This is a genomic window from Vicinamibacterales bacterium (assembly GCA_035699745.1).
Lineage (GTDB): Bacteria > Acidobacteriota > Vicinamibacteria > Vicinamibacterales > 2-12-FULL-66-21 > JAICSD01.
This window is the reverse complement of record DASSPH010000005.1, coordinates 46,901-60,358: the sequence shown is the minus strand read 5'-3', so window position 1 is coordinate 60,358 and position 13,458 is coordinate 46,901. Positions and strand designations below refer to the sequence as shown.

The 13,458-nt window shown below is 69.6% G+C and carries 13 protein-coding genes; 5 read left to right on the top strand and 8 right to left on the bottom strand.

The features are described 5' to 3' along the window. Positions 1–89 precede the first annotated feature (89 nt). Genes VFK57_00475 through VFK57_00465 form a run of 3 tightly spaced genes read right to left on the bottom strand, consistent with a single transcriptional unit; the run spans position 90 to position 3,641 of the window. Positions 90–1,082: an AI-2E family transporter gene (locus VFK57_00475; protein HET7694159.1), complete on the bottom strand. Its 993-nt coding sequence runs from the start codon at positions 1,080–1,082 to the stop codon at positions 90–92. Next, positions 1,079–2,719, bottom strand: coding sequence for a trypsin-like peptidase domain-containing protein (locus VFK57_00470; GenBank protein HET7694158.1), 1,641 nt, complete (start codon positions 2,717–2,719; stop codon positions 1,079–1,081). The genes VFK57_00475 and VFK57_00470 overlap by 4 nt, the downstream gene beginning before the upstream one ends. Before the next feature lie 22 nt (positions 2,720–2,741). Then, a complete protein-coding gene (locus tag VFK57_00465; protein ID HET7694157.1) occupies positions 2,742–3,641 on the bottom strand; it encodes a DUF1080 domain-containing protein in 900 nt (299 codons plus the stop codon). A gap of 116 nt (positions 3,642–3,757) precedes the next feature. Between VFK57_00465 and VFK57_00460 the strand changes: the two genes are divergently transcribed. Next, positions 3,758–5,464, top strand: coding sequence for a SpoIID/LytB domain-containing protein (locus tag VFK57_00460; protein HET7694156.1), 1,707 nt, complete (start codon positions 3,758–3,760; stop codon positions 5,462–5,464). A gap of 22 nt (positions 5,465–5,486) precedes the next feature. Here the strand turns inward: VFK57_00460 and VFK57_00455 are convergent, their stop codons facing one another. From VFK57_00455 to VFK57_00445, 3 genes are read right to left on the bottom strand one after another with little or no spacing between them, the layout of a single operon-like run. Then, the gene (locus tag VFK57_00455; protein HET7694155.1) at positions 5,487–5,870 is read right to left on the bottom strand and encodes a hypothetical protein; all 384 of its coding nucleotides are present in this window, start codon (positions 5,868–5,870) and stop codon (positions 5,487–5,489) included. A gap of 14 nt (positions 5,871–5,884) precedes the next feature. Beyond that, the gene (locus VFK57_00450) at positions 5,885–6,574 is read right to left on the bottom strand and encodes a DUF1990 family protein (protein HET7694154.1); all 690 of its coding nucleotides are present in this window, start codon (positions 6,572–6,574) and stop codon (positions 5,885–5,887) included. After that, on the bottom strand, positions 6,574–7,146 hold the full coding sequence (locus tag VFK57_00445) for a DUF1990 family protein (protein ID HET7694153.1): 573 nt from the start codon (positions 7,144–7,146) through the stop codon (positions 6,574–6,576). Before VFK57_00445 ends, VFK57_00450 begins: the two co-directional genes overlap by 1 nt. Positions 7,147–7,194: 48 nt before the next feature. Between VFK57_00445 and VFK57_00440 the strand changes: the two genes are divergently transcribed. Then, a complete protein-coding gene (locus tag VFK57_00440) occupies positions 7,195–7,482 on the top strand; it encodes a hypothetical protein (GenBank protein HET7694152.1) in 288 nt (95 codons plus the stop codon). Between the two features lie 19 nt (positions 7,483–7,501). Here VFK57_00440 and VFK57_00435 read toward each other — a convergent pair whose 3' ends face one another. Then, complete coding sequence (locus tag VFK57_00435) at positions 7,502–10,051, bottom strand: protein kinase (GenBank protein HET7694151.1); 2,550 nt, start codon at positions 10,049–10,051, stop codon at positions 7,502–7,504. Positions 10,052–10,085: 34 nt separating this feature from the next. Beyond that, a complete protein-coding gene (locus VFK57_00430; GenBank protein ID HET7694150.1) occupies positions 10,086–11,702 on the bottom strand; it encodes a tetratricopeptide repeat protein in 1,617 nt (538 codons plus the stop codon). 120 nt (positions 11,703–11,822) lie between these two features. Here VFK57_00430 and VFK57_00425 point away from each other — a divergent pair, with 120 nt between their 5' ends. From VFK57_00425 to VFK57_00415, 3 genes are all read left to right on the top strand, one after another. Then, positions 11,823–12,314, top strand: a complete 492-nt coding sequence (locus tag VFK57_00425; protein ID HET7694149.1) for a hypothetical protein — start codon at positions 11,823–11,825, stop codon at positions 12,312–12,314. 63 nt (positions 12,315–12,377) lie between these two features. After that, positions 12,378–12,929: a hypothetical protein gene (locus tag VFK57_00420; GenBank protein ID HET7694148.1), complete on the top strand. Its 552-nt coding sequence runs from the start codon at positions 12,378–12,380 to the stop codon at positions 12,927–12,929. 61 nt (positions 12,930–12,990) lie between these two features. Next, complete coding sequence (locus tag VFK57_00415) at positions 12,991–13,443, top strand: hypothetical protein (GenBank protein HET7694147.1); 453 nt, start codon at positions 12,991–12,993, stop codon at positions 13,441–13,443. The last annotated feature ends 15 nt before the right edge of the window (positions 13,444–13,458 follow it).

Here is a 13,458-nt window from a genome sequence, read left to right as displayed (position 1 = left end):
ACTACCCACTACGCACTACGCACTACGCACTACGCACCGCGCACCGCGCACCGCGCACCGCGCACCGCGCACCGCGCACTGCGCACTGCTTACTTGACCGTGGCTACCAGCCGCTCGATCTCCCGGTATTCCCGCCAATGGCGCAGGCTCACGGAGAGGAACCCCGCGGCGGGGATGGCGATCACCACGCCGGCGGCCCCGGCCAGCACGGCGCCGGTCCACACCGTCACGATGACGACGATCGTCGAGAGGTGCATGCCGTGGCGGATCAGGCGCGGATACACCACGTAGTCCTGCGCGACGCGCAGCACGCCGAGGAACAGGACCACGGGAAGCACGCGGTCGGCCTGTGACGCGGCGATGAGCAGCACCGTCAGCGGACCGATGGCCGGCACCAGCTCGAGGATGCCGGCGAGCACGCCGAGCGAGACCGCCGATGGCGTTCCCAGCAGCAGGAATCCGAGCACGCACATCGCCCCGACGATGATGCCGGCGCCGGCCTGGGCGCGGACGTAGCCGGCCAGCGCGCTGTTCACGTCGCGGAGGTATTCCTCGAACCGCCACTGCAGGTGGCCGTGCGGCAGCACGCGCAGCGCCGAGCGCTGGAACACCGGCGCGCCGGTGAGCAGCAGGAACGCCACCACCGGCGTGACGCCGAGCCATGCGGCGTAGCGCGCCGCGGTGATCAGCTCGGCGAGCGTGCCGCGCGCGCTGTGCTCGATCGCATCCGCGACCGCGACGCCGGCCCGCGTCAGCCTCGTCCGCAGCGGCCGCGGCAGCGGCGCGAATGCCCGTTCGATCGGTCCGACCGAATCCCCCGCGAACAGGCGATCCACCGTCGTCGGCGCGGTGACGTCGATCCAGTGCCTGAGCGCCGGCTCCGCCTTGCGCCAGACCAGCGCGCCGGGCAGCAGGACCGCGAAGTAGACGACCAGGATCGCGGCGGCGTCGGAGATCGGACGGCGGCGGCGGCCGATGCGGATGCGGCGCCGGATCGGCGGCAGCGCGGGCGCCAGCACGTAGGCGAGGAACACCGACAGCAGCAGGAGGACGCCGGTTCCCTCGACCAGTCGCAGAATCACGGAATCCTTCCGGCCTTCGCCGCGGCCCGGTACGGCGCGAAGTCCTCGTGGATCTGTCCCAGGATCTTCGCGTCGACCGGCCGCGCGTCCCCTTTGTCCGGCGCCTTGTCCGAGTACAGCGTCAGCGTCACCGTTCCGCACTGCGGCCCGATCGCCGCGGGATCGTAGACGTAGAAGCCCTCGTACACGGCTTCGCTCTCACCGAGACGGTGCTCGATCTTGAACGGATGGATCGGCGTCACCTCGGCGCCGCCGCAGGCGAGCCGCATCCGGGCGAAGCCGGCCTTGATCTGCTTGATCGGCGGGAGCGACATCCCTTGCGACTGCGCGGCGCCGCGCAGCACCGTTTTCCAGAAGGGTTCGACCATCTTCGGCGTGGCGCGGATCATCAGCACCGGCGGATCGCGCCGCACGTAGTCCCACCAGTTGCCGAACTCCTGCAGCGCCCGGCGCCTGGCTTCCAGCTCGGCGAGATCGCGCGATTCCATGGCGCCGCCGCGCGCCGGCGCCCGTTCGCCGCCCTGATGACGCGCCGCGAACGTCAGCAGCGGCGTGATCACGCTGACGTCGAAGTTCTCGGCGCTGATGCGGTACGGACCGAGCGGTCCCTTCCGCTTCGCGGCCGCCTCGCGCAGCGGATCGTCCGGGAAGAGCGCCTCTCCTTCCACCGGCAGCCGCGTGCCGGAAGGGGGCGTCTCCTGCGTCAGCGTCTTCTCGGCCGCCGCCAGCAGCGGGCGAATGCCGTCGATGCGCACCGCGAGCGAGTCGGCGGAATTGAGAGGCCCCCCGTCGTCGTGCGCCGTGGTGACCGCGAACACGACGCCGGACGCGTTGAACACCGGCGCGCCGAGGCTCTCGTCGGCGATCGGAATGTCGGAGAGGATGCCGGAGGAACTGATGCGGCGGACGCTGCCGCCGACCAGGTTCTTGTCGTCCTCCATCGGGACGTTGATCGCGAAGATCCTGTCCCCCGGCGCCGGCGGCGGCGCGTCGGCGGAGCCCAGCCGGACCGGCCGTGCCGGGGCGAGGACCTGCGGATCGATCCACAACAGCGCGAGGTTGGCGCCGGCGTCCGCGGCGAGGACGCGGGCCGCGACCTTCACGCTGCGCGACACCTGCACCTCGACCGAGCGTTCGCGCCCGATCAGCCGCTGGTTGGTGGCAATCACGCCGCGTCGATCGACCAGGAATCCGGCGCCGCGCCTGAGCGGCGTCCAGATTTCCACCACGCTGTTCTGCCAGTCCAGCAGCAGTCCCGACGCGCTTGCCGGCGCGGACGGCGACGCCGCGGCGTCCGCGACTTCGGCGTTCGCCGCGTTGAAGTCGATCGTGACGGTCTGTCCCGGCGGCACGTCGACGGTGTGCCGCCACTCGTACGACTTCCCCTGGAACAGCAGCGGCTCGTCGGATTCGACGGTGTAATTGCCGGGCCGCACGCGGATCTCCGCGGTGCCGTCGGAACTGGTGACCGCTCGCTGCGGCGCCGCCGACGTGGGATTCTCGCTGATCAGCAGCGCGTGCCGCGGCACCGGCCGCACCTGCTGCTCCGTCTGGATGGCGACGCGGACGCGGATCGTTCCGGTCTGCGGCGCCAGCGCCCCGAACGCGAGAAGGACGGCGGCGAGCCAGGTCTTCATCCCCACACCCCGCCGATCCCGCCTAACGGCACGCTTGCGGGTTGGCCTTCACGAAATACGCCTTGTAGCCGGGCGACTTCGGGTCCATGCACCCTTCGAGATTCAGCAGCTCGATCTTGCGGAAATCGATCGGCGCGGTCTCCGCCTGGATCGAAATGTAGCCGCCGGTCATCGGCGTCCCGTCCACCTTCACCGCCGGATCCACCGGTGCGACGCTGCCGCCGCCGATCTGCGGCTTGGTGTATTCGAGGACCGTCTGTCCGTCGACAATGTGCTTCACCAGCTCGTCGCCGCGCACCTCGACCTCGACGCGCACCCACTGGTCGCCGTCGTAGGTCTTCGACGTCGAATTGGTGCAGTGCGGCGTGTGGAGCTTGCCGTTGAGGACGACGTTCGAGCCGGGCGTGCAGAGGTTCATGGTGGTGCGCGGCTTGCCGTCGCCGAAGCCGCCGAGCAGCTGGACCTCGATCGAGATCGGGAAGTCCTGATCCTTCAGCATCGTCTTCGGGTGAGGGCTGTGGAGCATCAGGCCGTTGTTGCGCCGCGCCCATCCCGGGCCGCCGGCGACCTGCTCGCCGACGAAGCGGTACTCGGCGGCAAGGCGGTAATAGGAGAACGGATCCTTGTAGAAGAGATGGCCGAACTCGCCGTCGAACTTCGTCCATTTGTCGTAGCGCACGGCGAGCATGCCGTTCTCGACGCGGAAGGTGTCGTTGAAGTTCTCGCCGAGGTCGTGCTTGGAGAACTTCGGCGTCCAGCCGTCGAGATCGCGGCCGTTGAACAACTGAATCCAGTCCTGCCGATTGGGGTCGGGCTTGGCGGTGGCGGTCCCCCGCTGTCCCGCGCCCGGCAGCGTGGCCGCGGCCCAGGTCACCGCCGCGAGGGCAATCCAGTGGGTGATGGTCATGGCGCTGGCGATCATACCGCCTCGCCGACCACCGGTGGGGAACCGGGCGCCGCAGGCGACCGTGACCCGGACGGCGTCTTCCGACGGGTCCGCGCGCCGCCACGAGGTACCCGGCTGTGCCACCATGAGCCATGCGCCAGATCCTCCTCGCCGCGCTGCTGCTGCTGGCGGGCGCGCCGCAGCCGGCCTCCGAGCCCCTCGTCCGCATCGGACTCACCCAGAACGCCGCGAGCGTGACCCTCAGGTCGGCGGGCGACTTCACCGTCGAGGGGCGCCGGACGCGCGCCGCCACCTTCGCGTCGGCGCTGGCGCTCGATCCCGCCGCGTCGGGCGCGATCAGGAAGGGGGACCTGCAGTACCGGATGACCGTCGAGACGGACGGCGGCGAGGTCCTCGTCCTGGCGCCGGGCGCGCGGGTCCGCGTCGAGCCGCCCGCCGCGCCGCTCGAGATCGACGCGCGCGCCTACCGCGGCGCGATGGAAGTGTTCGCCAATGCGCGACGGACGCTGACGGTGGTCAACGAACTGCCGCTGGAGGAGTACCTGCGCGGCGTGGTGCCGAACGAGCTGAACCCGACGACGTTCGGCCAGCCCGAAGCGCTCAAGGCGCAGGCGGTCGCGGCGCGGACCTACATCCAGCGGAACCTCGGCCAGTACAGCAAGGAGGGCTACGACATCTGCGCGACCGACGCGTGCCAGGTGTACTTCGGCGTCAAGACCGAGGACGCGCTGGCGACGCAGGCGGTGAACGACACCCGCGGCGTGGTCGCGACCTTCGACGGCAAGCCGATCAACGCGCTCTACAGCTCGACCTGCGGCGGCCGCACCGAGGACGCCGAGCACATCTTCAACGAGCGCGTGCCGTATCTCGTGTCGACTCCGTGCGAGTACAAGCATCCGAAGCCGCAGCTCTTCACGACGTCGCGATCGATTGCGAACTGGAAGGACGGCGTGCTCGCGGTGGCGAGGGTGAACAACTTCACCGACGCGGCGCGCTTCGTCGGCCTGCCCGAACGCGGCGAGCCGGCGGCGACGGAGCCCGCCGCGCTGGCCGCGTTCGTCCGCCAGACGTTCTATCCCACCGTGATCACGGCCTCCGACCTCGCGTTCGTCAACGAACAGGGGCTGCTGCCGGCCGGCACCTCGATCACCGCCCAGGAGCTGCTCTTCCGCATCGTCGATCGGAAGAACGCGTTCGAGTGGCAGCAGGGGGTGCTCGTCTCGTTCGACGGCAGGACGATGACGCTGATGGTGGCCGGGCAGCCGAAGGAGTTCACGCTGAATCCGGATGCGCTGATCTACCAGCGGATCGGAGACGAGCGGATCGGCCTGCGCGAGGGATCGTGGATCGGGGGGGAGCTGATCGACTTCCGCGCCGAAGGGAGCGCGATCCCGATGCTGGTCTACCGCATCAACTTCGCCAACCCGGCGGCGGACCGCTTCTCCCGGCTGGCGATCTGGCAGGTGAGAAAGACCAAGGCGGAACTCGACGCGGCGTTCCGGCCGCTCAACATCGGGGAGTTCACGGACATGCGGGTCGTGCAGCGCGGCGCGTCCGAGCGTCCGATCAGTACCGACGTCATCGGCACGAGCGGCCGGGCCGCCGTGCCCGCGCTCCGCCTGCGCACGCTGCTCGCGCTGCGCGACAGCCTGATGTCATACGACATCGAACGCAACGCCGCCGGCGCCGTCGTCGGGGCGACGTTCTTCGGACGCGGCTGGGGGCACGGCGTCGGGATGTGCCAGGTGGGCGCGTACGGGATGGCGCTCGAGGGCGCCACGTTCGACGAGATCCTGAAGAAGTATTACCGCGGAATCGAACTGAAGAAGCTCTATTGATCCCGCGGCGCGGCGGACGCCGCTAGATCTGCTGCATCAGCCCGATGACGACCGCGTCCTCGAGCGCGCCGCCGACGACGTTCGAGACGGGCAGGCGCCGGCGAACGTAGTACGCGAGATGCGCGGCGGCCACCGCCGCCGATGCGCCCAGCAGCGCGCCGATGGCGATGTTCTCGCGGTATTCGTGCGCGACGAAGCCGCCGACCACCGCGCCGATGACGGCCCGGCCGGCCAGCGGCGCCGCATCGATCCGGTTGCCGACGAAGCGGGTCTTGTCGGCGATCATCTCCGCGCCGCCGAACACCGCGATCGCCCGCGCGGCATTGCCGCCGCGCGACCGCGCCAGCGCCATTGGTCCGGCCATGCTGCGCATGCCGGTGAGCGCCCCGGCCGCCAACGTTCTCACGAGCGCCGTCCTGTTCATTGCATCCATTTCCGTTTCGTGTGATAGGTGAACGTCACGTCCACGCCCTGATGCGTGAGGCCCGCCGCGTCACGCGGCGGCCGCCTGGTCGATCCGTACTGCGCGAGCAGCGACAGCAGATTGTGCGCCCGCCGATGCCACGTGCGCTGGTAGTAGCCGGAGAGCGCCGCGAACCCGACGCGGCTCCACCAGTTCGGCATCTCGCCGCGCTGCCAGCGCGCCTCGATGCGGAAGCGGATCGCCCCCTCCGCGTCCTTCTCGAGCAGGAACCATTCCATGCCCCGCTCGATGTGGCCGTGCAGCGTGTCGTAGCGGAACCCGTACACGCCCGGCTCGTTGCGCACGTGCGTCACCAGCGCGGGACACAGATAGCGCAGCCCCCACACCTTGATCTCCAGCAGGATCCGCCGGCCGAGCAGCGGCCCCTTGGGGTCGAAGTGCGCGACGACGATCCGCGGATCGGAGAACTGGTAGTTGGCCAGCGCGACCCGGGCGCGTTCGAAGCAGGCGTCCTCGTCCGGCTTCTCGCGCGCGATCACCGCGTCGGAATGATAGTGATGCCATCCCAGCTCCCCGGTCAGCTCATCTTCGGTGCCGACGAAATTCAGCTCCGCCGCCGACAGGCGCTCGACGCGCTCGCGCAACTCGTCACTGGTCCAGCCGGAGAACAGCCGCCACTCGGCCATCAGCCGCCGACGGCGCGGAACGTCGGCGCGTGAAGCGGCTCGTCGTCTTCCGGCCCCTCCTCGACCGTTTCGGTGTCGGCGTGAATCGCGCCGGCAATCGAGGCGCCGGCGAGCGCCGCGACGTTGCGAATGAAATCGGTCCACGTATTCGTCTGCATCGCGTCGCCGATGGCGAGGAACCCGATCCGCTTCAGCGTCGTCGTCGATCGCGCGCGGCTGCGGATGTGGAAGATGACGTCCGCGGCGGGGTTCCGGTAGGCGCCGAACGTGATCCGGCCGGCCTCGGGATGCCCTGCCAGCGTGCCCAGTGTAAGGCTCTGCTCATCCTCGTGGATGACGGTGACGGCGCAGCGCTGGCCGGGCGTGATGACGATGTCGAGCCGCGCGCCACGGGCGATGCCCTGTTCGGCGGTGAACCCGACGAGCGACGCTGGCGGCAGCACGCAGAAGCGCTCTTTGACCTTCGCGATCAGCTCGACCGGCGACAGCGGAGACCCGGCGAGCACCGCCCAGTAGTCGCGCTGCAGCAGAGGTCCGGCGCCGCGGGTCGCGGGCAGCAGGTCATCTGACACGCGGTCCGAAGTGGCAACCTTGGTGCCGGATTTGCCTGCAGCTCCGGCATGAGTATCGACGTGAATCCCGCCGCCACCGAATCGCTGTCCAGCGCCGCCGCCCCGGTGGTCCGGCCGGAGCATGCCGAGGGGGACCTGGCGCGGCTGATCGAACAGCAGACGGCAAAGATTCCCTCGCACTGGTTTCTGTTCGGCGCGCTGGCCGCCATGGCGGCGTCGCTGGGCCTCGAACTCGCCGGCCGCCGCCGCGCCAGTCATTTCGTCGGCATGTGGCCCGGACCGCTGCTGATGACGGGGATGTACAACAAGCTCGTGAAGACGCTGGGGACGCGCTGACCAGGGCGGCGCGTGCCGGTTATCTGGCGGGACCGAGCAGCGCATCGACGTCGAGCAGGCCGCCGTGCCTCGCCTGCGCACGCTGCGCCTCGAGATCGCGGCGCATCCTCTCCAGCACGTCCCGGAACGTCGCCTGCGGTTCGATGGTCAGCAGGATCGGATCGCGGTCGATGACCGCGTAATCGCGGTAGCCCGCGTCGTAGGCGCGGTCGAGCCAGGTGATCGCGCCGCTGAAGTCTTTCTTCAGCGCGGCGATCGCGGCGAGCTCGATGCGCAGCGAGGGTGTATTGTCGCCGTCGGCCATCCGTTTCACGGCGCTGCGTTCGGCTTCGGCGAACACGGCGCGCGCCTGCGCCTCCCGCCCGCGCCGCGCCAGCAGGTAGCCCCGCCGCAGCCCGATGGTGAGCGGCACCATGTTCGTGCTGGCATCGCCGCCACTCGGGATCGCGGCGAGCGCCGCGTCCAGATCGGCGGAGCCGAGCAGATAGGCGAAGTCGGCGCGCAGGAACTTCAGTTCCTCGTCCTCGGGCCAGCGCTCCAGCGCCCTGGCAATCCGGTTGCGGGCGCTGTCACCGCGGCCGAGGAACCACTCGAGGTACGAGCGCAGGACGTGCGTGCGCGTGAACCGATCGTGCCGGCGCTCCGCTTCGGTCAGCACCCGATCCGCCACGTCGTCGGCGCGCAGCGTCACCAGCGGCACGCCGAGATGGTAGAAGTCGTTGCCGTCCTTGCCCGAGAGCGCGAACATGCGGCGCGCCCAGATCAATCCTTCGCTCGGCCGGCCGAAGTTCGAATACAGCACCGAGAGGTTGGACATCGCCAGCGTGTGGTTCGGATCGAGCTCCAGCGTGCGCAGCAGCGCCAGCCGCGCCTTGGCGTCCTGACCCTTCATGACGTAGCCGGACCCGATGACGAAGTAGGCGCCGGGCAGCGACGGGTTGTATTGCAGCGCCGTTTCTGCGGATCGGATGCCCTCGTCGATGTATGACGGAGCGTCGTAGTAGCCCATCAGCGTCTGCCGGAATCCCATCGACGCATACGCGGGCGCGAACGAAGGATCGAGCGCGATGGCCTTGCGCAGAAGCTCGATGGCCGCCAGGTTCCTGGCGCGATCGAACGCGGACGCCGGACGCGCCTGCAGGTACATCCGGTACGCTTCCGGACTGCTGGTGGGTCGCTGACCGAGGCGATGCTCCTCGTCGGGCGAGAGATTGGCGCGCAGCGCGCGCGATATCTGCAGCGCCACGTCCGTCTGGACCGCGAGCACGTCCGCGACGTCGCGGTCGTATTGATCCGACCACAGCGTCTGCTGCGTCGACGCATCGACCAGCTCGGCGGTAACGCGAACGCGCGGGCCTTCGAGCCGCACGCTGCCGTCCACGAGCTGCGTGACGCCGAGATCGCGGACCAGCCTCGGCGAATCGGACCCCGTCGCCGCCTCCAGCGCGTTTCGGCTCAGCAGCCGCAGCGAGGAGATCTGCGACAGCTGGCCGCGGATCTCTTCGGTCACGCCGGCCGCGAAATACCCCTGTCCCGGATCCGCCGAGAGGCTGCGGAACGGACGGACGGCGATGAGCGGACGGGGCTTCTCCGCCGGGGCCGGCGACGGCCGCCACCACCACCACGCCGCCGTGCCGGCAATCGCGAGCAGTACGATGGCCGCCGCGGCGTACACGCGCGAATGGGACGTGAGCGTGCCGCGTGCGCGGACAGCGCCTGACGCGCTGGTGACCGTAATCGTCGTGAGATCGCGCGCGAGATCGCGCGTCGACTCGTAGCGTTCGAAGGGATCCTTCGCCAGGCACCGCGCCACCACGGCGGCGAGGTGCGCGGGAATGTCGGGGTTCAGGACGTCGATCGGCGTCGGGTCCACGTCGATCGTCGCCGCCAGCGACTGCGCCGTCGTCTCCCGCTTGAACGGCCGCGTGGCGGTCGCCATCTCGTAGATCAGCAGGCCGAGCGCGAACTGATCGGAGCGATAGTCCACCGGCTTGCCGCTCGCCTGCTCGGGCGACATGTAACCGAGCGTGCCGAGCACCATGCCAGGCGAGGTGCCGACCGTTTGCGTCGCGGCGTCCGCGGGACCGCCGGCAGCGGGATCCTCGAGCTTGGCGATGCCGAAATCGACGATCTTCACCAAGCCGTCCGGCGTCAGCATCACGTTCTCGGGCTTGAGATCGCGATGGACGATGCCGGCGGCGTGTGCCTTGGCGAGCCCGTCAGCGATCTGCTGCGCGATCCGGACGAGGCGGCGGACGGGCAGCGGCCGGCCGGACATCACGTCGCGGAGCGTCTGCCCTTCGACCCACTCCATCGCCAGGTAGGCGACGTCCGCGTCCCGGCCGACGTCGTGAATCGTGAGGATGTTCGGATGGTTCAGCGCCGATGCGGCGCGGGCTTCCTGCTCGAAGCGCTGCAGACGGTCGGGACTGGCGAGTTCGCGCGGCAGGACCTTCAGCGCGACGACTCGGTCGAGCCGGGAATCGTGGGCCTTGTAGACGACCCCCATTCCCCCGCCCCCGAGCTGCTCCTTGACCTGATACGGGCCGAGCGTCCGGCCGGTCAGCATGTGCGCCGGATTGTATGCGAGGACGAGCCTGAGGTCAGGCCTCGAACTGCTCCCACCGGCGCCGCACCTGCTCCAGGATCTCGGCGAACCGCGGGTGGCCGCGAAGCGGCGCGAGCAGCGGATCGTGGTGCGCCAGGAACGGATGATTGATGAAGCCGCGGTCCACGGCTCGCTGCAGCCACGTCACCGCCTCGTCGAGCATGCCGGCGACCGCGCACCCTTCGGCGAGGAAACGAGGAAAGACATCGCTGACCGCGGTTGCGGCAGCGACCTGCGGAGAGATCAGCGCCGCCGCCGCCGCGCCCTCGCCCGCCGCACAACGGTGGAGAAACGCCGCGAGGCGCGCCGGAACCGAGTCTGCTGCCTGGGACGGGAATTCGCGGATCACGGCGCCGGCTTCGTCCGCTCTCGCGTTGAGCACGAGCACCCACACGTAGAACAGGCGCGCCATCGGATTGGCCGGATCCATCGCCAGCATCTGGCGGTACGGTGCGAGCGCCGCGGATGCACGCCCCTCCAGGAGATCGGCGAACGCCGGCATGCACCGGTTCAGCGGCGTGAGCGGATCGATCGTCAGCAGACGATCCAGCAGCGGCCGCGCCTCATGGACGCGGCCGGAGATCAAGTAACAGTTGCTGAGGAGCAGCAGCGTGTCGGCGTTGTTCGGGTCCGCGTCGAGCGCCGCTTTCAGCTGCCGCACGGCGTCCTGGATCCGTCCGCGCGCGTAATCGATCCAGCCCCGCAGCTGCCGGCTCGCGGCCGACGACGGTTCCAGCGCCGAGACGCGGTCCGCGCACCGTTCGGCCGCGTGCAGCGGACCATCCGTCGTATCGATCCCCGCCTCGCGGTACTGCAGCTCGGCGAATCCGAGAGCTGCATAGAGGGTGGCATTGTCACCGATCATGTCCAGCGCCGCACGCAGCAGGCGCACGGCGTGATCGAGCGAGTCCTTGCGCCAGCGCCACACGTCCTGCCGCGCCTGCAGGTAGCACTCGTACGCGCGCAGGTGATCGATCGGCCGCGTGGCCAGCCGGCGGTCTTCCTCCGGCGTCAGCTGTAAGGCGAGGGCGCGAACGATCGTGCGGGCCAGCCGCTCCTGCATCTCGAACACGTCGTCTACCGGTCCGCTGTACTTGCCGGCCCACACCGTCTCGTCCGCCGGCGCGTCGACCAGCCGTGCGGTGATGCGCAGCTGATCGCCGGCGCGGCGCACGCTGCCTTCGACCAGGTACCGCACCCCGAGTTGTGCGGCAACGGCCTGCGCGTCCTTCGCCGTCGAGGAGATTCGCGCCGCCGAGCGCCTGGAGACGACGCGCAGCGCCCGCACCCCGGCCAGGTCGGCGGTGATCTCCTCGCTCAACCCGTCAGCCAGGTAGGCGTTCTCCGGATCCGTGCTCAGGTTGGCAAACGGCAGGACCGCGATCGCCGGATGACCGGCCGGCGCGGCGCCTCGCGGTGCGCTCGATCCGGCGCGCCGCCAGGCGTCCAGCTCGGACTTGAACGCGTAGACGCTGCCGAGCGTGCCGTGTAGGTGACGATGCACGGGCATGCCCTCGTCGTGCTCCCAGCGGCGCACGGTGCGAACGCCGCGGTCCATGTAGCGCGCGATCTCCTTCCACGAGTCGAGCCGATCGCCGGGGTGTTCGGTCACCGCGGCTCATTCTAGTGCCGCGACGTCCGGCGGCGGGCCAAAGCGGGCCATCGGCGCGTGGCCGTCTTTGCGATGTTGGCGCTGCCCCGCCCGGAGCGTAGGGTGGCGCTGGAGGTTCTCATGGGCGCCCATCTCGCATCGTTTGCCGCCGTCGCCTGCCTGCTGCTTGGCTCCGATTCATCGGCCACCATCGACGTGACCGGCACCGGGGTGGACCTGCTGAATGGCGCGATCGTCCACGCCGAGCAGGCCACCGCGAACGGCAAGATCCAGCGGAGCACGGAAACCGTCGAGCTGTCCGGCGACCTGCGCGGACGGGTGCTCTATCACGTCACGTCGGTGTTCGACTTCGTGAACGGCACGCTGGTGAATACCGGCGAGCAGGTCTACTCCGGCACCATCGCCGGATCCGAGCCGGTGCTGATTCACGACGACCAGTTCCGCTTCGAGGTCGATCTGAAGACCGGATCGGAGTTCGGCCGCGTGTTCCTGTTCAATCACCTGGCTGGGCCGAAGGTGCGCTGCGCGCTCGACGTGACCGGCACAGGCGTCAACGCCGACGGCAATCCCACGTTTGTGTACCGAGGCACGTGCACGTTCCGCGGCCGGTGATGCCACCGCCGAGACGGCGCGGCGAGCACGACGGTTGCTACAGGCACTCGCACGAGGTGTGCGATGTCCATGCGCTTGCCGATGTACGGCGGACTGTTGCTGCTTTTTGTCCTCGTCGCCTGCGACCGGACGGACGTGTCGGTCACCAACGCGCCTACCGCGCTCACCGCCAGCGTGACCAGCTCGACCTTCGGCTTCGAACCCGCGACGCTCAGGCCGGAGTTTCTTCCCGGCCGGTGCGGGCCCGGACCGCTGTTCGGCACCCGGATCATCATCGTGATCCGCGGCGGCGACGTGACGCTGCGCGGCCTGCGGTTCAGGTTCACCGACATGCTCGGCGTCACGTCCCTGCCGCGCGTGATGCCGATACCCAGCGCGTCGCCGCTGACCGCTCCAGTCTCGACGCTGCCCACGCTGCCGATTCCGATCCCCGGCATCGCTCCGCTGCCGTCGACGGGACCGATTCCGATTCCCGGGACTCTGCAGTCGCTCCCGTTCTTCCTGGCGTTCGACTGCGGCGTCGCGTCCGAGGGCACGCTCGTGATCTTCATCGACACAGACGACGATCGCGGACGGACGCACACATCGGAGCTGCGCGCCCGGGTCGGTCCCTAGCCGCCGGCAGGGTCTTGCCGCTCACGGCCGGACTGCACTCGTTGTCGTCTAAGCTGTAATCGTGGGTATCTTCCGGCAGGGGTGTATCCGTGTGCTGTGCTGCGCCGCGATTGCGGTGTACGGGCAGACCGGCCTCGGCGCCGCGCCGCAGGACCCCGGAGATCCGCCCGCGCCGTCGTTGTCGCGCATCAAGCAGCGCCTGAACAAGCCTGCCGCCACCCGTCTCGCGCCGAAGGAGCCGGTCCAGCTCCGGCCCACGTTCCGCACCCACGTCACCGGCCGCCCCTGGGTGCCGACGCTGGAGGAGCACCTGCGCGAGACCTTCACGCTCACTGATTTCCAGCGGCAGTATGCGGCGTATGCCGGCAGGTGCTGCGGTCTTGATCTCGGTGCGCTCGTCGGCACCATCGATCGCGCGCTGGCGGAGCGCCGGGAGCGGAAGATCCGGGAAGAGGTCGCCCGCGAGCTGGCCTTCGTCGAGGCGTCACGCCCCCCCGTGAAGGACGACCGGTAAACAGTCGATAATGGC